The organism is Sporofaciens sp. SGI.106 (genome assembly GCF_050314255.1).
GTDB lineage: Bacteria > Bacillota > Clostridia > Lachnospirales > Lachnospiraceae > Claveliimonas.
This window is the reverse complement of record NZ_JBNPMZ010000004.1, coordinates 129,646-150,892: the sequence shown is the minus strand read 5'-3', so window position 1 is coordinate 150,892 and position 21,247 is coordinate 129,646. Positions and strand designations below refer to the sequence as shown.

Sequence of the window (21,247 nt, the reverse complement as noted above, 5' to 3'; positions counted from 1 at the left end):
AACTGTTTGATCAGTCCCCGGCACGTATTATGAAAAAGTTTATTCCAAATAGTATTTTATACTAGTAAGTGGTCTGTGTGTTTTTCAAATCTATTCTTCATTTGATGATTTTAGTATACGCGACAGCTGTGAAGAAAACGTGTTCAATAAATGAAGGTTTTTTGAAAGATAAATGAACAAATTATGAACAAATAATAGTGATACATAATTTTGGAAAGCTTTTAGCAAGATTTTACAAAACTTTGTGTTGGAAAAACCTGTGGAATGATTTATACTGTTAAAAGTGTTTGAAGTTTTGAGAGTAATTGCGAACTGAAAGGAGACAAAGGATGAAATATATTTCATTTGCAATTCCATGTTATAATTCACAGGAATATATGGCACATGCTATCGAGAGTATCCTGCCGGGCGGAGATGATGTTGAAATTCTCATCGTAAATGATGGTTCAAAGGACAATACGTCAAAAATCGCCCATGAATATGAAAAGAAATATCCGAATATAGTCAGAGTAATTGATAAGGAAAACGGAGGACATGGAGATGCAGTTAATGCAGGTCTTCGTAATGCTTCCGGCAAGTATTTTAAGGTTGTGGACAGTGATGACTGGGTAAAAGAGGGATCGCTTCATCGAATCCTGAGAGTGCTGCGGGACTTTGAAGAAGAAGACCAGGAAATTGATATGCTCATTGCCAATTATGTATATGAAAAAGAGGGGGCAGAGCACAAGAAAGTAATTCATTATAGGAATGTTCTTCCTCAGGATGAGATATTCCGCTGGTCTGATGTGGGACGATTCCATCTGGATCAATATATTTTGATGCATTCTGTTATTTATCGTACGGACATGCTGAAGCTCTGCCAGTTGGAACTTCCGAAGCATACATTTTATGTGGATAATATCTATGTATACTATCCGCTTCCACATGTACGGAAGATGTATTACATGGATGAAGATTTTTATCGGTATTATATTGGCCGTGAAGATCAGTCTGTTAATGAAAAGGTTATGATCAAGCGGATTGACCAGCAGATTTTCGTGACGAAGAAAATGATCGATATGTATCAGATGAAGGAGATTACAAATAAGAAGCTTAGAAATTATATGATTAATTATCTGGCTATTATGATGACAGTTTCTTCTATTTTATTGATTCGATCTAAAGAAAAGGAAAATCTGGACAAGAAAAAGGAGCTTTGGCTGTATTTAAGGACAAAGGATCCGAAAACCTTTTTCCGTATCCGTTATGGCATTCTGGGACAGACTATGAACCTTCCGGGGAAATCCGGAAGAAAAATTTCTTCTCTGGCATATACCATTGCAAGAAGATTAATTGGATTTAATTAGTATATTTTTATCGCCATGTCACATACTATTATTGGAAAAGTAAGGAGGGTGTGTCATGGCGATTCATTTTATGGAGAGTAAAACGAAGGAAAATCTGATGAAAGCATTTGCAGGAGAAAGCCAGGCGAGAAACAGGTATACAATGGCGGCGGAAAAAGCGGATGAGCTTAAAATGCAGGCAGTCCGAAATGTTTTTCTGTTTACGGCCGACCAGGAGCGGGCGCATGCTCAGCGTTTCTATGAATTACTTGGGGAGGCGCAGGGAACTACCATTGATATTTGTGGCGGATATCCGGTGGATAAAAGCGATACTCTTGTGGATCTTCTGCAGGCGGCAGTCCACAATGAGATGGAGGAATATGAGGATGTCTATCAGGCGTTTGGTGACACTGCAAAAGAGGAGGGATTTATGAAGATTGCCTCTGCTTTTTATCGTACAGCGGAGGTGGAATTTACGCATGCAAAGCGTTTTGGGAAAATACTGGAACTGATAAAAAGTGGAAAATACTTCGAGAGTGAGGCAACAGGAATGTGGATGTGCCTCAACTGCGGATATATTTACACCGGTAAGAAAGTCCCGGATGTCTGTCCGCTTTGCCGACACGATAAGGGATATTTCATTCCGCTTTGTATGGCGCCGTATACCTGTTCTGAAATTACGGACGGGAGAAAGGCCTGTTATAAACAGTAATGAGGATGGGCCGGCTTTCATAGGATATCAGGGAGAGGATTAATCGGAGGAAACTATGGCAAGTCAGAAGGCGGAAAATCTGTTGAATCTTGCGCTGGATGCGACAGAAGAAGAGAGAGAAAAATCACTGGAGTTGGAAGTGGGATATAATCCTATTGAGCGGGAGTGGGATCTGATTATTAAATATTCCGGCAGCCTGGAGGCTGTTCGGGAAATCGCAACCCGCGTGGATGAACTTTTAAATGAATATGCGATTATCACCATTCGGGAATCTCAGATAGACAGACTGGCTGCGCTTCCGCAGGTAGAATACATTGAGAAGCCCAAAAGATTATTTTTTCAGGTGGAGACCGGGAAACGGGTATCCTGTATCAATGAGGTACAGGATGCCCGTTTTTCGCTGTTCGGACAGGGAGTGCTGATTGCCGTGGTGGATTCAGGGATTGACTATACACTTGCAGATTTCAGAAAGGCAGATGGGACTACCAGGATCCGTACTCTGTGGGATCAGACTACGGGGAAGGAGTATACCCGGGATGAAATTAATCAGGCGCTGGAGGCTTCTACAGAGACAGAGAGAAGAGCGCTTGTGCCAGAAATGGATGTGTCGGGACATGGAACCGCTGTGGCCGGGATTGCGGCGGGAAGTGGAGAAAGACCAGGTGTTGCACCGGAGAGTGAGTTGATCATTATAAAGCTTGGAAGTCCCAGGCAGGATGGATTCCCAAGAACAACGGAGCTGATGCAGGGGGTGGATTTTGCTGTGAGAAGATCTCTGGAGTATCAGATGCCTATGGTAATAAATCTGAGCTTTGGCAATACCTATGGTTCTCATGAGCCATATTTCAGATGGGAGTTTATGGAAATTTTATAAAATCATAAGAATTAAATAATTTTTTTAATACTTTTCTTGCAAAATTTGTCGACTTTTGGTATTGTATATATGTATGTTTTCAAAAAAATATAGGAGGGTACTATAATGGGAAACGCAAAAAAAGGCAGACCATTTGGCTTTTATGTATGTGCTCTTGGATTCACATTTGAAAGATGTGCATTCTATACAGTAAAATACTTATTAGCTATGTGGATCGCTACAGAAGCTATGGCTGGAGGTCTTGGACTTTCAGACGCAGAAGGAGCTGCAGTATCAGCATCATTCGTTGCATGGACTTACATCACACCATTGATCGGCGGATACATTGCAGACCATTTCATCAGCCCAAGAATCTGTGTGGCATTAGGAATGATTCTTATGGGAGCTGGTTATCTCGTTGCATGGAGAGCAACATCACTTAGCATGGTTTGGGTTATGATCGTGCTTGTAGCTGTCGGTACAGGTTTCTTCAAGGGAAATCTTTCAGGAATTAACGGTTTGTTATTCCACAGCCAGGACGAATTGGATTCTGCATTCTCAATCCAGTATTCATTCGTTAACATTGGTTCATTCATTGGAACAACATTTATCGCAATTCTTGCAACAACAGGACTTTTCGGAATTAAGACAAGCTTTAATACCGTATTCCTGATCTGTGGATTGTTCCTTCTTTTTGATGCTTTCTGGTTCATCTTTGTTGGTGGAAAAGCACTTGGGGAGACTGGTAAGGTTCCATTTAAGAAAGACCAGAGAGAATTTGCTCACGCCGATGACAAAAAGGGAGAGAATGCACCTCTTACTACAGGAGACAAAAAGAAAATTGCAGCTATCATCCTTGTAACATTATTCTCAGTTGTATTCTGGATGCTGTGGTACATGGCTTACATGCCGGCATACTACTACTTCGGATACGGTGACGGAGATTCCTTCCTGAATAAAGCAAACTGGATGATCGGTAACTTCCTGATTCCGACATCATGGTTTGACTCAGTTAACGCATTTGCATGTATGGCACTTGGTCCGATACTTGCTGTTGTATGGGCTAAGCTTGCAGCAAGACCGAAGGGAGACCTTAGCATGTACAAGAAGACAGCACTTGGCTGTGGACTTCTTGGAGTATCCTACCTGGTAATGGTAGTTGCTAACATCGTTGCCGGAGAAGGACAGTGTTCTGTTCTTTGGCTTGGACTTGTTTGTCTGTTGATGTCAGTTGGAGAGATGGTATTCTCACCACTTGGAAACTCATTCATCAGCAAACTTGCGCCGGCAAAAGTACTTGGATTGCTCCTTGGTTTCTGGCCGATCGCTGTATTCTTCTCACAGAAGATTTATCCTAGTGTTTATAACTGGACAAAAACACAGGATTTCAACTTTGCATACGGACTCCTCGGAGGCGTTGTAGTTGTATTTGGTGTTGTTCTCTGGATGCTCAGTGGAAAACTTGACGCATGGGCAGAAGAAGAGTAAAAGAAACGAAATAATAAAAATGGGACAGGAAAAAATTTCCTGTCCTTTTTTTGTAACAGAGAAGTTCCGAAAGGATTTCTCTGTTACATCAATTATAGTTGTTTTTAATCTTCGAATGGAAGAATAATCAGATCTTTTGGATATTTGTTTAATACTTCACATCCATCTTCTGTGATGATAACAAGGTCTTCAATACGAACACCAATATTTTCTTCCGGAAGGTAAATACCAGGTTCGATGGAGAAGCACTGTCCCGGCTTGATGATTGCTTCATTTACAGAAGAAACATCGCCCCATTCATGGTCTTCCAATCCACAGGAGTGTCCGGTTCTGTGAGTGAAATATTCTCCAAAGCCTTTCTCTGTGATGTAATCTCTGCAGGCAAGGTCGACATCTTTCATTTTATTTCCCGGTTTTGCAGCGGCAATACCACGAGCTTCAGCTTCACGTACAATCTCATATACCTCTCTTGCACGGTCAGAAACTTCTCCGAGGAAGAAGGTTCTTGTCATATCAGAAGCATAATTGTCTTTGAATCCACCGATATCTAATAATACACAATCTCCGCGTTTTCCTTTGGAATCATCTGTTACATGATGTGGGTCAGCTGCACCTCCTGCATAAGCAGTGATCGGGTCGAAGGAAACACCTTCACATCCATGAGCAGCGTAGATTTCTCTTGCTTTTGCATTCAGTTCTTTTTCTGTAAGACCCTGGTTTACATATTTTACAAGATCAGCCATTACATCATCATTGATCTTGGAGGAAATACGAAGAAGTTCGATTTCCTTCTCATCTTTAATCTGACGAACTGTATCTACAATAATGGAGCCGTTTACAAATTTGCTGCCTGCGCCTAATTCCTGAAGACGAAGTAAGAATTTTGCAGGCCATGTTTTGTCGATACCGATAGGCTGAGTTTTGTCAATAAACTGGCTCATAATCTCAACACCGTCTTCGATATCATCATAATATGTAATTTCAACGCCCAGATCCTTTTTCTGTGGGAAGAGCTTGTTGATCATCATATGGTTGTCACCATTTACATTGATGTAAAGGGCAAGAAGTCTCTCTCCCGGGAAAATCCATGCTCCTGTTAAATAGAATATAGAAACAGGGTCAGATATAATCATCTGTGGCATGTCCTGTTCATTCATTGCTGCAACGATTCTTGATAATTTTCCTTGATCCATTTTTTAAATCCTCCTGATTTGTTAATCATTTTTATTGAGCCATTTAATCAGCTCTTCAATATATTCCTCTGTCTCCTCAACAAAACACATATGTCTTGAGTGGGCAAATAAATGCCATTCTGCATTCGGAATATTATCGTACATATATTTTGCCACAACCGGTGAACAAAGGTCTTCTGCACCGTTAAAAATCATGCAGGGAGTGTCAATGCTTTTGATTTCTTCCGCATAATCATAGTCCTTAAGAGAACCGTTAGGAGTAAATTCGTTATTGCCCCATCCGTATACATATGATTCGGAACCGGCACGTTTTGGTCTGGTAAGACATTCAGGAGAGTTCTCATCGGGAGCTCCATTACAGAATCGATCCATGAATTCAGCAACGGCTTTGTCGTAAGCTTCTCCGGAATAGTTACCGGTACGCTCAGCTTCCGCAATCGCTTCCTGTGTTTCCTTTGTTAAATATTTCATCCGGCGGTGATGTTCATCCGTCCAGATCTTATTATGTGAGAGTGTGCTGGAAAGAATAAATGATTTTACACCCTCATGCTTGTAATCGCAGGCGTAAATGATGCACATCATTCCACCCCAGGACTGCCCAAGGATATGACACTCTTTCAATCCAAGGTGTTCGCGGAGAGCTTCCAGTTCCTCCATCCATGTTTTTTTGGTCCACATTTCAGGACATCCGTCCAGATAGGAATTTCCACAGCCAATCTGATCATACATGATAAGCTGTCTGTCATCCATATCAGCAATGCAGTCCAATACCTCAAAATAGTTGTGTGTAGAGCCCGGGCCGCCGTGAAGAAGAATCAAAGGAGCTTTTCCATTGTTCTTATTCTCACCTACAATTCTGTAGTAGGTTTCGTGACCAAGGTAAGGCATATAGCCTTCGGTAATTTTTGCCATTTTATAACCTCCCTGTGGGACAGGAAAATGTCCTTTGCTGTCCCGTTTTGTCATGCATATATAGTTTAACATATATATAAATTTTTTGCCAGTATGAGCATCGCATGTGGGAGGAAAAATTTCAAAGAGAAAACAATTCAAATTGTACAATCCTGAAAGCATAGATTTTATAGACGTTTGATGAAAGTAAGGGTGTCATATGTATCAGATGGCAGCGTATTGCCGTGTATCAAAGGATGATGGCGAAAATAAAATCAGTGAAAGTATTGAGAATCAGCTGAAGCTGATCCGGGAGTATATAGAAAAATCGGATGATATGGAACTTGCTGATATTTACATAGATGATGGCTATTCTGGGCTTTATTTTTCAAACAGACCGGAGTTTCAAAGAATGATGGAAGATATTTACAAAGGGCGTATTCAGGGGATTATTACGAAAGATATCTCCAGGTTGGGACGCGAACATATCGAAACAAGTAACTATATGGAACGGGTATTTCCAGCATTGAAAATCCGGTATATTGCTATCCTGGATGGTGTGGATTCTGTTTCCCATCAGAATGAGGAACTGGCTCAGTTTAAGACGTTATTTAATGACATGTATAGCCGGGATATTTCCCGGAAAATCAAAGGTGCACTTACCGTACAGAAAAAACGGGGACAATTTATGTCGGGATTTGCCCCGTATGGTTACATGAAAAATCCGGATGATAAGCATCGGTTTCTGGTGGATGAAGAAGCTGCCAGGGTGGTCCGGAGGATTTATTCCATGTATCTGGCCGGCTACTCCAAAGGAGGAATAGCCAGAATGCTGAATGAGGAAGGAGTACTTACTCCCTCGGAATACAAGCGGAAAGTACAGGGACTGAAATATGCAAATGCAAAGCAGAAGCCAGGTGCAGAAGGCTGGGCATATCCTACAATCCATGTGATTTTAAAAAACAGGGTCTATACGGGAGCTATGGTGCAGCATAAGTCGGAGAAACTTTCCTACAAAATGGAAAAGTACCGCTATATTCCGGAAGAACAGCAATATATTGTGGAAGGAATGCATGAGCCGATTATCAGTAAAGATATCTTTGAACAGGCGCAGGAAATCGGGAAAAAGAGAACCCGGACACCGGGATTTGGAGGTGAGGTAAAAAAAGTAAATCCTTATGCAGGGATTCTTGTCTGTGGAGACTGCGGATACAATCTTCAAAGAGTTACCGGCAGAGACGGTTATGAATGCAGTACATATCATAAGAAAGGGAATGCTTTCTGCCGGTCACATTTTATGAAAAAAGAAACTTTGGACTCCATTGTGAAAACGGAGATGGAAAAGGAGGGCAAATCTGAGACGATTTCGGAAGTGACGAGAGAAATGGTAATCGAAAAGATTGAAAAAATCACAGTTTACAGTGGCAGAAATGTTGAAATTGTTTTTAAATAAAATCCCCTTAATTATAAGGAACACATGACGGAACTTCCCTTTTAGAAAGATATCTGGATGATGTATCCAATCTGGGGAGAATCAGTATCTGTGTGGGAACAGGAAATGAAGGAAGGGGAGCAGGCCATACGTCAGGTGTCTTGAGGGAAGGGCAGAGAGAGACAATAGAACTGGCAGTGCAGGAGAGGCAGACGTCTTTCAATATTCAGATATGGAAGTCCTATACGGATGAAGCGGCTATATCTCTGGTGTCTCCTTCAGGAGCGCAGGCAGGCCCGTTTCGGGAGGTGCTGGGACCTCAGCGGTTTGTGTTGGGACAGACGGAGATTCTCCTTTATTACGGCGAACCGAGTCCCTATAGTGTAAGACAGGAAATATTTATTGATCTGATTCCGAGGGAGAGCTATGTGACAACAGGAATCTGGCAGATTCTTCTGGATGCGGGAAGAGTAGTAGATGGGAATTATGAGATGTGGCTTCCCAGTGAAAATGCGCTGAATGCCGGGACTGGATTTCGTTATCCGGTTCCGCGGACTACGCTGACGATTCCTTCTACAGCCTCCAGAGTAATTTCGGTAGGTGCGTATGATGCAAGGACATTTACCTATGCAGATTTTTCCGGACGGGGGACTACCGGACAGGGGACGGAGCCCATGTCCGGAAATCTGATAAAGCCGGATATTGCGGCACCGGGGGTGGGAGTGATAACGGTGGCAGCAGGAGGCGGGTATGCACCGGTTACAGGAACATCCTTTGCCACGCCTTTTGTGACAGGTGGGGCGGCTCTACTGATGGAGTGGGGGATTGTGAGAGGGAATGATCCGTATCTTTATGGGGAGAAGGTGAAAGCGTACTTAAGGAGAGGGGCAAGACAATTGCCGGGATATGAGCAGTGGCCCAATAATCAGTTGGGGTATGGGGCGCTGTGTGTGGGGGATAGCCTGCCGATATAAACTGCCTTTTATAAGTATAATGCAAATAATGATAAATTAGTGTTGAATTTATGTGGAGAATAGTCAGAATAGGAGTACTATGAAAGAAAACAGCAGATATGCTTGAAACGGGAATGCTTCGGCGTTCTTTTGTATTTATGCTAACGGCTGCATTTACGATGCTGTTAGGCACATTGATAGATGGTATTGTGATCGGGAGTGTTCTGGGAGCAGAGGCTATGGCTGCCTATGGATTAATCAATCCTGTTGTGATTGCTGTCAGTGCTTTTTTTGGAGCTGTTCCAATTGTGAACATGTTGAGCGGTGCGAATTCTTCCGCCGGAATGCTGGATATGGGCTGCAGATATTTGCGGGGACTGTCTGGTGGCGTTTGTTCTCGATTGGGGAATGTTTGGAATGGGAATGACGACATCTGTAAGTAATTATGCGGCGCTTTTAGTCTTGCTCGGGCATTTTCGTGAAAAGGATATTGTATTGAAATTTTCATTTCGCGGTATTCCATGGAAGAGCCTGGGGAAGGTGATAACAATGGCGGTAGCGGCACTGGGAAGAGCGGTGCTTATGGTGACAGGAGTGTTATATGGGGAAGAAGACAGGAATGAAATTCGTAAAATTATCATGCTACCAGACGCCTTTGGAAAGCGAATCTGTTGTTGGTTTTGGAAAGCTTGGTCCTGCTTGTCTTTTTTGCTCAGATATTTTCGAAAACAGCACTTGGGATTACTGGCGTATGGCTCTCTTTTCCGGCAGCAGAAATTGTGACAGTTTTTATTCCGATATTATGGAATGTTATTAAAAATAAAAACATTTCTTTCTCTTTGGAATCATTGCTGGATTTTTCAAACGGTTTCGGAAACATTGGAGATTCGTTTGAAATGACTGTTGAAAATAGTGCTCAGGTGACAGAGGCATCACAGCTTGCCAGAAAGTTTTGTGATGAACATGAGGCAAAGGAGAGAACATCCTATGTGATATCTCTTTCAGTTGAAGAAATGGTTGGTAATATTGTTGAATATGGGTTTGCGGATGGTAAGAGGCATATTGTAAGTGTTAAGTTATTCTATAAAAATGAGCAGTTTCTTCTGAGAATTCGGATGATTATGAAAATGGCAAATGATGTGGAGTATCAGAATGCATTAAATGTCAATAATCTTCTGATTAAGGTGAATTCCTGATGCATTTGAAGAAAAATTAAGAGCAGAAATTGACGATTGACACATTTCAAGAAGAACTTGGTGGTTGTCAATCGCCGTTTTTAGTAGATCATAAAAACACTTTAGTTTTCAAGAAATTCCTGAATATACGGAAGTGCAGCCCCGATTGCAATATTATGCTTTGGCATTTTACTGATACGAAGAAAATCAGAAGGTTCATCGAATGGAGTCATTTGATGAATTTTTTCATGTAAAAATGCAAGATCACTTTCGCACAGATAGGGGGCCAGGTAACCTCCGAGTATAAAATCAGTATCGAAGATCAGGTGAAGCATATTAATTGCTTTTGCAAGATTTGTCAGGAAATGATTCCAACGGATCATATAAGAGGAATCCTCCAGTCTCAGATACTTGAAAAAGTCATCCAGGGTTTCATTTTTGTTTAACAGTGCATTGAGAGAGCAAAGTGTTTCCATGCATCCGCGTTTTCCGCAGTAGCATAATGCTCCATCAGATTGCATGTTAATGTGCTCAATTGTGGAGCTGTGTCCATGCTTTCCTGCTAAAATCATTCCTTTTGAGATGATAGCTGCTCCCAGATGATTACTTATTGACAGATAAAATGCGTCTTCAAGTTCCGGGGAAATCCATAATTCAGAAACAGCAGCACTCTCTGCATCATGTACAAAGGAACAGGGAAAAGGAAGGTATTTTGTAAAAACATTGATAGAAAGTTCGGTACATGACAGTATCTTGCCGTATATTACCGTTTTTTTGTCCGGAGAAATCAACGCCTGCATGGCAAATCCAACGCCAAGAATCTGATGATCCGATAAATGCATGGAATTTATAAAATTAAAAATTTTGTCACACACAGATTGGTAATACATTTCTGCATTTTCATAATTAATTGCAAATGCCAGACGGCTGATTTTCCTGCCGTAGAGGTCGACTGCAATCATTTTCACTTCATCTTTTAAAATTTCCACACCAATCCCTACGCGATAATCTGAGACAATAGAGTATGCAGAGGCTTTTCGACCAACGTATTCCGTGTCGATTTGCCCGTTTTTTTGAATGAGTCCATCAGCTTCCAGATTAGTTAAATTGGTAGTGATTGTAGGACGGCTTAGACGAAGATTATAGGAAATGTCTTGTTGGGATACTTTCCCGTTTTGGTAAATATAGTGATAAATCAGATTCCTGTTATTTTCCTTAATTTGATTAGGTGTAATGCTTTTTTTCATAATATCAATCCTTGTTTTGTAAAATGTCTTTACCAAAACAATTATATCATACACAAAAACTTTAATACTATTGTGCAAAACTTACAATTTTAAAATCTAATAACTGTGAAAAATAGAAGATTGACTGTGCGAGGTGTTTGATATAATATGTAATTGCAATTTGACAAATGAATTTACAAAATAAATTTCAAAAAGGAGAATGGACATGGGTATTATTGAAAAAATGAGATTAGATGAAAAAAAAGGATTTGTAACAGGTGCTGCAAGAGGAATCGGAAAGTGTACAGCAAGAGCATTTGCAGAGGCGGGAGCTGATGTGGCAATTGTGGATCTTGATTTTGAAGAAGCGCAGAAGACTGCAAAAGAACTTGCGGAGGAAACAGGAAGAAAAGTAATTGCCATTAAAACAGACTGCACCGATCAAAAACAGGTGGATGCAATGGTGTCACAGGTAGTAAAAGAATTGGGCGGACTGGATTTCTGTCATAACAATGCCGGAATCTGTATCAATGCACCTGCGGAGGAGATGACGTATGAACAGTGGTATAAAGTCATCAATATTAATCTGAATGGAATTTTCCTTACAGACATTGCTGCAGGTAAATATATGTTGGAAAACGGAGGCGGTTCTATAATTAATACAGCATCTATGTCTGCACATATTGTTAATGTTCCACAGCCACAGTGTGCATACAATGCATCAAAAGCTGCGGTCATTCAGTTGACAAAATCACTTGCGATCGAATGGGCAAAACGTGGCGTTCGTGTAAATAGCATTAGCCCGGGATATATTGGAACAGAACTGACATTAAATTCCCCGACATTGATTCCATTAATTGAAAAATGGAATGAAATGGCGCCGCTTGGCAGAATGGGAAAACCGGAAGAACTGGAGGCTATCTGTGTTTATCTTGCCGGTGATACAAGTTCATTTACAACAGGTTCCGATTTCCTGATTGATGGAGCGTTCACCTGTTTTTAAGCATAGGATGAGATATATAAGTATAGAAAGATGCGGGAATATAAGACTGGCATGTGAAAATACATTTTTGCAACTGGCGGTTGACACATTTCAAGGAGAACTTGGTGGTTGTCAACCGCTATTTTTGCTATAATTTGGATATCAGGAAGAGGTACAAGGAGGTATATTATGATATTAGCAGAAAAAATAACCAGGCTTAGAAAACAAAAAGGATGGTCACAGGAAGAACTGGCAGCCAGATTGAATATTTCCCGCCAGTCGGTATCAAAGTGGGAAAGTACGGCATCCATTCCGGATTTGGACAAGATTATTAAATTGAGTGAGATATTTGGTGTGAGTACGGATTACCTATTAAAAGAAGAAATAGAAGAGTTTCCTGCGACATTTTATTCTGAACAGGAGTCAGAAGATGAATCTGTTCAAAATGAGAATCATATGGAGAAGAAAGCAGTTCGGCAGGTATCTTTGGATGAGGCAAATGCGTATATGAATCTGGTAAGGGGATCTGCGTGGAAGATGGCGGCAGCAGTATTTCTGTGCATCGTCTCCCCGGTTTTACTGATTCTTCTGGGAGGTATGGCAGAATATGGAGTTATCTCGATTACTGAGGATATGGCAGGAGGGATTGGAGTAGTGATTCTTCTGGTTATGATAGCAGGAGCTGTTTCTATCTTCATATCTCTCGGAATGAAATTAGAGAAATACGATTATCTGGAAAAGGAAGAAATCACTCTTCAATATGGTGTTGCGGGTATTGCAGAGAAAAAACGGGAAGAATTTGAGCCGGCATATAAAAAATGCATTATTTCAGGCGTGTCACTTTGTATTCTGAGTGTAGTGCCTTTGATGGCAGCGGCTGCATTCGGTTCTCCCGATATAATATATGTATATTGTGTGGGAATCTTATTGGCACTTGTGGCATCCGGTGTATTTCTGTTTGTATGGTCCGGAATGATATTGGGAAGTTATCAGAAGCTTTTAGAAGAAGGTGATTTTACTCCTGAGAAAAAATTAGAGAGTAAAAGAAACAATAATCTTTCCAGAGCGTATTGGTGTATTGTTACAGCTATTTATCTGGGAATCAGTTTTTATACAAATGACTGGCGAATGACCTGGATCATATGGCCATGTGCAGGTGTGCTCTTTGCGGCAGTCTGTGCCATAGCTGCCATAGTAAGAAAAGAATAATCTTTATTGGTAGATTGTCGGCTGGGGGATAGATGGTGTATAATAAAAAACCGAAAATGAGAATCGAACAAAGGAGAAGGAAAGATGCAGAAGAAATGGTGGCATAACAAGACTGCATATCAGATCTATCCCAAAAGCTTTTGTGACAGCAATGGAGATGGAATCGGTGATATAAGAGGGATTATAGGTAAACTGGATTATCTGAAGGAACTGGGAATAGAGATTATTTGGATTTCACCCATTTATCAATCCCCCTTTGTGGATCAGGGGTATGATATTTCGGATTATTATGCCCTGGATCCGGTGTTTGGAACTATGGAAGATATGGATGAGCTTCTTGCGGAAGCGAAGAAAAGAGAAATGTATATTGTAATGGATCTGGTGGTAAATCATTGTTCAGACCAGCATGAGTGGTTCCAAAAGGCCATGAAAGATCCATATGGAAAATACGGAAAATATTTTTATATTAAAGAAGGAAAAAATGGGAATCCGCCCTGTAACTGGCGTTCCTATTTTGGGGGTAGTGTGTGGGAACCGGTTCCCGGATATGACAATCTGTTTTATTTACACATGTTTGCAAAAGAACAGCCCGATCTGAACTGGGAGAATCCTGAGGTGCGTGAAGAAATATATAAGATGATACGCTGGTGGCTCGAAAAGGGAGTGGCCGGTTTCCGTCTGGATGCTATCATCAATATCAAGAAGGATCTGAGGTTTGAGGATTTTCCGGCGGATCGCGAGGACGGCATGTGTTCCTGTACAACGATGCTTCAGTATGCAGACGGTGTACACGCATTTCTGCAGGAAATGAAGCAGGAAGCATTTGCGCCGTATCAGGCATTTACCATTGGAGAACTGTTTGATTTCCGGGAGGAAGAGCTGGAACGATATATCGGGGCAGAAGGGTGCTTTGAGTCGATTTTTGATTTTGCGCCGCATCTGATAGGAGCAAGCGGAAAGGGCTGGTATGACTGCAGAAAAGTGACTCCGGATGAATATCGGGATACGATTTATAATAGTAAAAAGATGTCCCAGCATATAGGGCTTGAGGCAAATATAATTGAAAATCATGATGAACCCCGGGGTGTGAGCCGTTATCTCCCGGATGGAGAGGTGAATGAGACCGGCAAGAAGATGCTTGCGGGAATTATGATGATGACTTATGGGCTTCCGTTCTTATATCAGGGACAGGAAATTGGAATGGAAAATACTGTCTTTCAAAGTATAGATGAAATCAATGATATCAGTACGATTGATGAATATCATGTGGCAAGAAAGCAGGGGTTCGACGAAAAACAGGCGCTTGATATCGTGACACGGATCAGCAGGGATAATGCCAGGACACCGATGCAGTGGTCGGATGATAAGCATGCCGGATTTACGGAAGGAACACCGTGGCTTAAGGAAAATCCGAATTACATTAAGATTAATGTGGCTGATCAGGAAGGAAGAAAAGATTCAGTACTCAACTTTTATAAAGAATTGATCAGGCTGAGAAAAGACTGTGTATACGGTGAATGCGTCGTTTACGGAAGACAGGTGCCGATCCTGGAGGAAGAGCACAATCTGGTGGCATTTTACCGGAAGGGAGAAGAAAAGGAACTGCTCATTCTTGCCAATTATCAGAAAGAAAAAAGAACCATTGTTGTGAAAGACCATGTAAAAAAGGTTGTTGTGAACAATGATTCTTCTAAAAAATCAGGCGATTCATTCCTGAAGGAATTGGCAGATGGAACACAGATTCAGCTTGGAGGCTATCAGTTCCTGGTGCTGGAGAAAGAATAGATGCTCTTTCAGGAGGAGGTTCAGATTGATATCCTAAAAAATATATGATATACTTTATTCGTAACGAACGATAGAAACGGAGGTGGCGAATTGCCGAACTATACGAAAGAACAATGGAATGCAAAAAAAGAATGCCTTATGGAGAAGTGTTATGAATGTTTTGCGGAATACGGACTGCACGGAACAGGTATAAGGGCATTGGCAAATTATTGTGGGTGTACTTCTAATATGCTGTATACCTATTTTGAAAATTTGGATGATCTTATTGTTCAATCCACGGAATACTGTATGAGTAAGGTGGAAGATGATTTTATGGCAAAGGCCCCTACGGATGTTGAGGAATTGTGGCGTTTTATTGAGGAGATACCATACTGGACGGCGGAAAAACACGGGAAGAAGTACAGATTGATGTATCAAGTTTATACGCACCCGAAATACAGAGAATACGGTAAGAAATTCTTTGAAGGTGTTGACAGACGATATACCGAATACGCGAAACTCCTGGAAAGCAAACTCGGTATTCCCTATCAGAAGCTGACACCAATGATATTCATTCTGATTCGAGCTTGCGTACACTACGCATTGTTCGAGGATGAATTCTATCTGAAATCCCAGATTGAAGTGCTGAAAGAGAGTATGGAACTCTTTATCATGAAGTATAACAGGAAAGTGAGGTGTGACATACGGACGGAATAAATATAGAAAACAATTTTGAAATCTTATACAATAAAGCGGAGGTGTATATGCGAAACAAAGTTATAAAAAAAATGATTTCAATGCTTCTTGTTATCGTGATGTTGTGTTCATTAACAGGATGCAGCGGTTCCGGTGATTCCGCTGATTCCGCTGATTCCGGCAATCCCGGTGATTTGATAACAGGAACATGGTATCTTGTTGAGATGGATACAGGAAATGGTACCTATAATAAAGGAGAACTGGCAGAAATATTCGGTGCCGCTGAGGATGCCGAGATATCTGTAAGGCTTGATGTGAAGAGCGGGGAATTTACACTGTCAGAAGAAGAAAGTGACAATAAAAACAGTGAGACAACGGTTTTGTCCACAGGTACATATGAAGAAAACGATGGAGAATATGTTTTTGTAATAAAAGGCCAGGAAGATGTGGACGAAAATGATGTGACAGGAATCCTGGAAGACGGACGTCTCATTCTGGAAAATAAGAACGATAGTGGGGACATCAGGATGATTCTTGAAAAGTAGCGATTTTATAATAGTAATTCAGAGCTTGAAAGGGGAGAGAAACGTGAAAAGATTTTCTAAGAAGGTTACAGCAATATTTACGACAATGATGATGTCTCTTACCTGCATAGCATGTCCGATACGTGCCAATGCAGCCACAACATACAATACACAGGGGGCAAGTGAAGATTTCAAATCCTTTACGAGACATGACGACAATCAGGAGACAACGTATTACGATATATATGAGGGTCAGACAAAGGACAGACCTGTTGTGGATGACCCGGATGCCCTCATGGAGCAGACTCTGTACAACTGTAAGGTAATAGGGACGAATTATACTCCCGCTCAATACTGGGCAGCTTTTGCAAACGGTGTCTTCGCAGCTAATCCGTTATCGTATTATTCAGTTAATAAAAAACCTTATAAAGACAGATTCATGAATGATGTGAACGGTGGCAAAGGTTACGGAAATCTGTACAAAGCTTTATCTTCTGTAAAAGGCAGCACTCAGTCTACCGGTAAAAATAAAAAAACGTGTGATATATACACGATCATTTCGGGAAAACGTACTGCAAAAAATCTTAATGAAGTACAGGAAGCAGCATATAGTTTGCTTGTAGAAGTAAAGCCGGGAAAAATCAAGACAAGTGACTTTAGAAAACATAGTTCGCTGAAAGCTATGGCAGATGACAAAGAGTCGGATGGAACTGTAATCTATAATCTGATGGCCACAAGGGATCGTGATGGCGGTACATATAAATATACATATAACTGTCTTGGAATCGCCTACAGTGACTTTTCAATAACGCCTGTCAGTGCAGAATATAATGAGGAAGAAGAAAATAGCACTGGTGTAACGCCGGCGTTGAGGGGGTATGGTAATCTTGATAATGCACTGTCAGCGGTTCGGAACGGTACGAAAATCGAAGGATTTACTGCAAAGGAAAATGGCAAAAGAACTGTAAGCTCATTAATAAACGAGAGTACGCAGCCTGCAACGCAACAAATAAAAACTACAAAATCACGGAAGGAAACGCTTTCTTCGACAATTTCCCATAAAAAACAGGTTACGTTTTCATCAACACAGAGCGCTAAATTCTCATTCGGTAAAAATACCGATTTTTATCATGCGGAAGTAGGTTTTTCTTTTACAGAAGGCGCGCTGTGGGAAAATGGTGTGAGCGATACAAATAGTACAGAACAATCAGAATCTTCTGAGAGTACTCAAAGTATACAGATTCCCGGACATACAGGTGTGGCTCAGAGTATTGTGAATACGGATTATGTATATTCGACAGTTTATGACTGCCCGGTAGCAATATCATATACGGTAACCATATTTTCGTATGATGGATGCTACTATGATGACGATGCGGCAACGACTTATTTCACATCGACAGGATATTCACAGTCAGCATTTATGACACAGTTTAAGAATGCGAATGAGAATCTCAGAGAGAGAATGAGCAGGGATGCCGGTTATGATGAATCCAACGGCATCACAAGGGGAATCAAGGTAAAGCATGGATACAAAAGATCCAGTTATGATTGGGATAACCCGTGGATAAAACATCTTGATTATAGTAAAATCTCTGATGCAATGAAAGAAATAGGAATAAAGCCGGATTATAAGGAAACGACACAGGGCTTGACAGCAAACAGGGCAATGTCTATAACAGGAGGCACGCTTAAGCGTACAGGTGAAGGAACACAGGGGACTATTGGAAAAATCTATCCTCTTTATACGCTGCATACGGTTAAACTGAACAATGCGAATGACAGCAGCCAGTCTATTGCTCCGGGGAAAAAGCTGAATCTCGGTACGCTGGAAATGAACGGTGTTGATGAAAAAGACGGAGCTTTTTATGGTTTCAGAAGTGATAAAGGAAGCTGGATACTGACAGACGGAGAGGGGAATAAGATAGATACTTCTGATGTGGTAACACTGAAAGAGGATCCGAATGGTGATTTCATAGTAACCGGGTTGAAAGAGGGTACTGCTTATGTGAAGTATGTTGTCGATAATGAAGTATATCAGCTTTACTCGGAAAATCCTGATATAATACCTTATGTTAAGTCTTCTGATGTTAAGAGGACGCCAATGATAACAATTAATGTGGAAGCAGCTGCGACTGTAGATGAGGAGCAGCCTGTGGAGAATGGTGATACACTTGAAATAAGTGAAGCAGAAAAGAATGAATTTTTAAAGGCGCTGGAGTGTGCACCGGGAGAGTGTTCCATAGCACAGGCAACATTATTTATAAAGAACAGCCTGGGGGTAGATCTGGATCTTTCAGAAAAGATGTACGTAAGTGCACTACTGCAAATGACAGAAGATGAAATCAGCAGTAATTCAGTTCAGACGAAATATGAGGCCGATGCTGTAGTTTGGGCTATGAAAGAAGGTATTTATAACAATGTTGATCGTGAGTTCATAGGCGCATATAGCGGTATTACAGAACTTGAATTTGCAGAGATAGCGTATAATGCAGCAAAGAAATACGGCTGTGATGTGAAGTGCGAGGATGTTTCGGGAAAATATGCCGGATTTGAGGATTTGGATGATTATGAGAAAGCGGCTATGAACTGGGCAATCAACAAGGGTATACTTACCGAAGATGAGACAGCATCCGGGGTAATAAAGACGGATAGAATAGTCAGTGATAAAGAAGCCGTGGCGTTCTTTGATAATAATCCGTACAGTAGTTAAAACACATTTATTCTATAAGGTGGGAACGATATGAATAAAGCAATAAAGAGGGGGCTGCTCATTTTGGCTGCGGCTGTTGCAATAGTCGGCGTTGCGTTTTTGGGGCTGTATTTTACCCGAATTCAAACCATCGGCAGCATAGAGCGCCTTACAGATTACGAGGATGGCTACAATCTCTATCGCATGGATATCAAATACGATTACAGTATTGATGATGTGATCGAGTATGGCATTGCGGACGATCAGACGATGATTGACGCAATTCTGAAAGAGGCGCTGCCGCTTCTGCCTGTGAAAGTAAAAGCGCCTAATTTCGGTTGCACGGCGTTTACGCTGACCGATACGGACGGAGATGTTCATATGGGACGAAATTACGATTTCAGGAACGACACCTCTGCCATGCTGGTGTACTGTTCGCCGAAGGACGGATATAAATCTTTAGCCGTTGCTGCACTTGACAACGTTTCGGCAAATGTGCCGGATGAGAATATGAAAAAGAAACTGGCAAGCCTGAGTGCACCGTTTATATGTCTTGACGGTATGAATGAAAAAGGGGTATCCATCGCCGTGCTGACGGTGGACAGTGAGCCTGTAAGGCAGCACACCGGGAAGCCTGTCATTTCTACTACGCTTGCCATACGTCTCGTGCTTGACCGGGCGGCAACTACAGAGGAAGCGGTGGAGCTTTTGCGTGGCTATGACATGTACGCTTCCAGCGGAAGAGATTATCATTTTTACATCACCGATGCATCGGGTGACGGCAGAGTAGTGGAATATTATGACTGTGACAGCGAAACAAGGGAGTTGGTGGCAACACCGACTGAGGCGGTCACCAATTTCTTTATCCGCTATAAAGAACAGGTGCTTCCGAATCAGAAAAATGGCATCTACGGCCACGGAAAGGAACGCTATGACGCCGTGCTGGAGGTGTTGGAGGCGGAAAAAGGTAATTACACCAACGATACCGTGTGGAATGCGATAAAATCTGCGGCACAAGACCCCAATCCCGATGAGATTACAAGCAACACCCAGTGGTCCGTCTCGTATAACAATACGGAGCTTACTGCCGAGATTGTACTCCACCGCAATTGGGAGGATGTAACGCGCTACGCGCTGGAGAAATAAGATGACGGCATCGGGCAAATCAGTGGAATGAGGACGGTCTTTATGATAGCACAGATGCCATATCCTCCGGTAGAGGAGCGGTAAATTCCATGGGTTTTCCGGTAATGGGATGCGTAAATGCAATGCGGTGTGAGTGAAGTGCCTGCCTGGTCATATATTCCATATCCGGGTTATACAGGTAGTCACCAATTAATGGGAATCCCAGATATTTCATATGAATACGAATCTGATGGGTGCGGCCGGTTTCCAGACGAAGGGAAACCAGGCTGTGCCCATTTTTTTCTGCTATGACTTTATAATGGGTAATGGCGGTCTCCCCGCGCTCCCAGTCTACGGTGCGCTCGATAATGGTCCCTTCCTTTCTGGCAAGGGGAGCATGGATGGTACCGGATTCGGGAGTTACAGAACCCCGCACTATGGCAAGATATTCACGATGAAATTCTCTTCGTGCCACCATAGAGGACAGGATATTGCCGCTTACCAGATGCTTTGCCACAACGGTAAGTCCGGATGTATCCCGGTCCAGCCGGTTGCTGCAGCGGAAGATAAAAGGTTTTCCCTGTTCCCGGTAGTACCATGCAAGCGCATTTGCCATAGAGTTGGTGTAATTATTTAAAGATGGATGAATGGGCATTCCGGCCGGTTTGTTGATGACGATAATATCTTCATCCTCATATACGATAGAAAGGGGAATATTCACCGGAGGAATTTTTTCGGAAGACTGGGTCTCACTGATTCGGATTGTCAGAATATCCCCGGTATGAAGCGTCTGGTTCATGTAGCTGAAGATACCGTTAAGAAGCACACTTTCCGGCATGTGCTTGATACTGACAATGTTCTGGTGGGAATATCCTTTTCTTTTCAAAAATAATTCAATTCGAAGCCCGTCATCTTCGGCTTCAATAAGATAATCAATTGTACGGTTCATTGCATTTTCCTCTAAATATGGTTATGATAATATTACTATAACATATAGCTTGCATTGA

Annotated in this window: 19 protein-coding genes and 1 pseudogene; 16 read left to right on the top strand and 4 right to left on the bottom strand. The window is 41.7% G+C overall.

Going from position 1 to position 21,247, the window contains the following annotated elements; all coding sequences use genetic code 11:
- Positions 1 to 329: 329 nt before the first annotated feature.
- The 4 genes from ACQRCC_RS04895 (at position 330) to ACQRCC_RS04880 (ending at position 4,378) form a co-directional block, all read left to right on the top strand.
- Positions 330 to 1,346 (top strand): glycosyltransferase family 2 protein, encoded by a 1,017-nt coding sequence (locus tag ACQRCC_RS04895; RefSeq protein ID WP_427849687.1) that lies wholly within the window; start codon positions 330 to 332, stop codon positions 1,344 to 1,346.
- A 55-nt stretch (positions 1,347 to 1,401) separates the two neighbouring features.
- On the top strand, positions 1,402 to 2,037 hold the full coding sequence (rbr, locus tag ACQRCC_RS04890; protein ID WP_427849686.1) for a rubrerythrin: 636 nt from the start codon (positions 1,402 to 1,404) through the stop codon (positions 2,035 to 2,037).
- A gap of 55 nt (positions 2,038 to 2,092) precedes the next feature.
- The gene (locus tag ACQRCC_RS04885) at positions 2,093 to 2,911 is read left to right on the top strand and encodes a S8 family serine peptidase (protein ID WP_427849685.1); all 819 of its coding nucleotides are present in this window, start codon (positions 2,093 to 2,095) and stop codon (positions 2,909 to 2,911) included.
- Positions 2,912 to 3,016: 105 nt separating this feature from the next.
- Positions 3,017 to 4,378 (top strand): peptide MFS transporter, encoded by a 1,362-nt coding sequence (locus tag ACQRCC_RS04880; protein ID WP_427849684.1) that lies wholly within the window; start codon positions 3,017 to 3,019, stop codon positions 4,376 to 4,378.
- A gap of 104 nt (positions 4,379 to 4,482) precedes the next feature.
- Here the strand turns inward: ACQRCC_RS04880 and ACQRCC_RS04875 are convergent, their stop codons facing one another.
- Positions 4,483 to 5,571: a M24 family metallopeptidase gene (locus ACQRCC_RS04875; RefSeq protein ID WP_427849683.1), complete on the bottom strand. Its 1,089-nt coding sequence runs from the start codon at positions 5,569 to 5,571 to the stop codon at positions 4,483 to 4,485.
- A gap of 21 nt (positions 5,572 to 5,592) precedes the next feature.
- Positions 5,593 to 6,483, bottom strand: a complete 891-nt coding sequence (pepI, locus tag ACQRCC_RS04870; protein WP_427849682.1) for a proline iminopeptidase — start codon at positions 6,481 to 6,483, stop codon at positions 5,593 to 5,595.
- A 199-nt stretch (positions 6,484 to 6,682) separates the two neighbouring features.
- On the opposite strand from pepI, the gene ACQRCC_RS04865 reads away from it, so the two are divergent.
- The 5 genes and pseudogenes from ACQRCC_RS04865 (at position 6,683) to ACQRCC_RS04845 (ending at position 10,043) form a co-directional block, all read left to right on the top strand.
- Positions 6,683 to 7,915, top strand: coding sequence for a recombinase family protein (locus tag ACQRCC_RS04865; protein ID WP_427849681.1), 1,233 nt, complete (start codon positions 6,683 to 6,685; stop codon positions 7,913 to 7,915).
- Between the two features lie 17 nt (positions 7,916 to 7,932).
- A pseudogene (locus ACQRCC_RS04860) lies at positions 7,933 to 8,868 on the top strand (S8 family peptidase); the annotation flags it as partial.
- Between the two features lie 98 nt (positions 8,869 to 8,966).
- Positions 8,967 to 9,290 (top strand): hypothetical protein, encoded by a 324-nt coding sequence (locus ACQRCC_RS04855; protein ID WP_427849680.1) that lies wholly within the window; start codon positions 8,967 to 8,969, stop codon positions 9,288 to 9,290.
- A complete protein-coding gene (locus tag ACQRCC_RS04850; protein ID WP_427849679.1) occupies positions 9,265 to 9,630 on the top strand; it encodes a hypothetical protein in 366 nt (121 codons plus the stop codon). Before ACQRCC_RS04855 ends, ACQRCC_RS04850 begins: the two co-directional genes overlap by 26 nt.
- A 113-nt stretch (positions 9,631 to 9,743) precedes the next feature.
- Positions 9,744 to 10,043 carry an ATP-binding protein gene (locus ACQRCC_RS04845; protein ID WP_427849678.1) on the top strand — a complete coding sequence of 100 codons (300 nt, stop codon included), beginning with the start codon at positions 9,744 to 9,746 and terminating at the stop codon, positions 10,041 to 10,043.
- A gap of 101 nt (positions 10,044 to 10,144) precedes the next feature.
- Here the strand turns inward: ACQRCC_RS04845 and ACQRCC_RS04840 are convergent, their stop codons facing one another.
- Positions 10,145 to 11,269 (bottom strand): ROK family protein, encoded by a 1,125-nt coding sequence (locus ACQRCC_RS04840; RefSeq protein WP_427849677.1) that lies wholly within the window; start codon positions 11,267 to 11,269, stop codon positions 10,145 to 10,147.
- Between the two features lie 205 nt (positions 11,270 to 11,474).
- Between ACQRCC_RS04840 and ACQRCC_RS04835 the strand changes: the two genes are divergently transcribed.
- The 7 genes from ACQRCC_RS04835 to ACQRCC_RS04805 all read left to right on the top strand — a co-directional run bounded on the left by ACQRCC_RS04835 (position 11,475) and on the right by ACQRCC_RS04805 (position 20,261).
- Positions 11,475 to 12,251 carry an SDR family oxidoreductase gene (locus ACQRCC_RS04835; protein WP_300110485.1) on the top strand — a complete coding sequence of 259 codons (777 nt, stop codon included), beginning with the start codon at positions 11,475 to 11,477 and terminating at the stop codon, positions 12,249 to 12,251.
- Positions 12,252 to 12,419: 168 nt separating this feature from the next.
- Positions 12,420 to 13,439: a helix-turn-helix domain-containing protein gene (locus ACQRCC_RS04830; protein WP_427849676.1), complete on the top strand. Its 1,020-nt coding sequence runs from the start codon at positions 12,420 to 12,422 to the stop codon at positions 13,437 to 13,439.
- Positions 13,440 to 13,523: 84 nt separating this feature from the next.
- Positions 13,524 to 15,224: an alpha-glucosidase gene (locus ACQRCC_RS04825; RefSeq protein WP_427849675.1), complete on the top strand. Its 1,701-nt coding sequence runs from the start codon at positions 13,524 to 13,526 to the stop codon at positions 15,222 to 15,224.
- Between the two features lie 90 nt (positions 15,225 to 15,314).
- Positions 15,315 to 15,920 (top strand): TetR/AcrR family transcriptional regulator, encoded by a 606-nt coding sequence (locus ACQRCC_RS04820; RefSeq protein WP_427849674.1) that lies wholly within the window; start codon positions 15,315 to 15,317, stop codon positions 15,918 to 15,920.
- A gap of 47 nt (positions 15,921 to 15,967) precedes the next feature.
- Positions 15,968 to 16,444: a hypothetical protein gene (locus ACQRCC_RS04815; protein WP_427849673.1), complete on the top strand. Its 477-nt coding sequence runs from the start codon at positions 15,968 to 15,970 to the stop codon at positions 16,442 to 16,444.
- A gap of 43 nt (positions 16,445 to 16,487) precedes the next feature.
- Positions 16,488 to 19,136: a hypothetical protein gene (locus ACQRCC_RS04810; protein ID WP_427849672.1), complete on the top strand. Its 2,649-nt coding sequence runs from the start codon at positions 16,488 to 16,490 to the stop codon at positions 19,134 to 19,136.
- A 30-nt stretch (positions 19,137 to 19,166) separates the two neighbouring features.
- On the top strand, positions 19,167 to 20,261 hold the full coding sequence (locus tag ACQRCC_RS04805) for a linear amide C-N hydrolase (protein WP_427849671.1): 1,095 nt from the start codon (positions 19,167 to 19,169) through the stop codon (positions 20,259 to 20,261).
- A gap of 40 nt (positions 20,262 to 20,301) precedes the next feature.
- On the opposite strand, the gene ACQRCC_RS04800 is transcribed toward ACQRCC_RS04805, so the two are convergent.
- Positions 20,302 to 21,189, bottom strand: coding sequence for an RluA family pseudouridine synthase (locus ACQRCC_RS04800; RefSeq protein ID WP_427849670.1), 888 nt, complete (start codon positions 21,187 to 21,189; stop codon positions 20,302 to 20,304).
- Positions 21,190 to 21,247: the final 58 nt, after the last annotated feature.

Coding starts and splice junctions, on each gene's coding strand:
- ACQRCC_RS04840 (WP_427849677.1), bottom strand. CDS start 11,269: ATGAAAAAAAGCATTACACCTAATCAAATTAAGGAAAATAACAGGAAT.
- ACQRCC_RS04855 (WP_427849680.1), top strand. CDS start 8,967: ATGCTTGAAACGGGAATGCTTCGGCGTTCTTTTGTATTTATGCTAACG.
- ACQRCC_RS04835 (WP_300110485.1), top strand. CDS start 11,475: ATGGGTATTATTGAAAAAATGAGATTAGATGAAAAAAAAGGATTTGTA.
- ACQRCC_RS04880 (WP_427849684.1), top strand. CDS start 3,017: ATGGGAAACGCAAAAAAAGGCAGACCATTTGGCTTTTATGTATGTGCT.
- ACQRCC_RS04845 (WP_427849678.1), top strand. CDS start 9,744: ATGACTGTTGAAAATAGTGCTCAGGTGACAGAGGCATCACAGCTTGCC.
- ACQRCC_RS04895 (WP_427849687.1), top strand. CDS start 330: ATGAAATATATTTCATTTGCAATTCCATGTTATAATTCACAGGAATAT.
- ACQRCC_RS04815 (WP_427849673.1), top strand. CDS start 15,968: ATGCGAAACAAAGTTATAAAAAAAATGATTTCAATGCTTCTTGTTATC.
- rbr (WP_427849686.1), top strand. CDS start 1,402: ATGGCGATTCATTTTATGGAGAGTAAAACGAAGGAAAATCTGATGAAA.
- ACQRCC_RS04800 (WP_427849670.1), bottom strand. CDS start 21,189: ATGAACCGTACAATTGATTATCTTATTGAAGCCGAAGATGACGGGCTT.
- ACQRCC_RS04865 (WP_427849681.1), top strand. CDS start 6,683: ATGTATCAGATGGCAGCGTATTGCCGTGTATCAAAGGATGATGGCGAA.
- ACQRCC_RS04830 (WP_427849676.1), top strand. CDS start 12,420: ATGATATTAGCAGAAAAAATAACCAGGCTTAGAAAACAAAAAGGATGG.
- ACQRCC_RS04875 (WP_427849683.1), bottom strand. CDS start 5,571: ATGGATCAAGGAAAATTATCAAGAATCGTTGCAGCAATGAATGAACAG.
- ACQRCC_RS04805 (WP_427849671.1), top strand. CDS start 19,167: ATGAATAAAGCAATAAAGAGGGGGCTGCTCATTTTGGCTGCGGCTGTT.
- pepI (WP_427849682.1), bottom strand. CDS start 6,483: ATGGCAAAAATTACCGAAGGCTATATGCCTTACCTTGGTCACGAAACC.
- ACQRCC_RS04850 (WP_427849679.1), top strand. CDS start 9,265: ATGGGAATGACGACATCTGTAAGTAATTATGCGGCGCTTTTAGTCTTG.
- ACQRCC_RS04885 (WP_427849685.1), top strand. CDS start 2,093: ATGGCAAGTCAGAAGGCGGAAAATCTGTTGAATCTTGCGCTGGATGCG.
- ACQRCC_RS04825 (WP_427849675.1), top strand. CDS start 13,524: ATGCAGAAGAAATGGTGGCATAACAAGACTGCATATCAGATCTATCCC.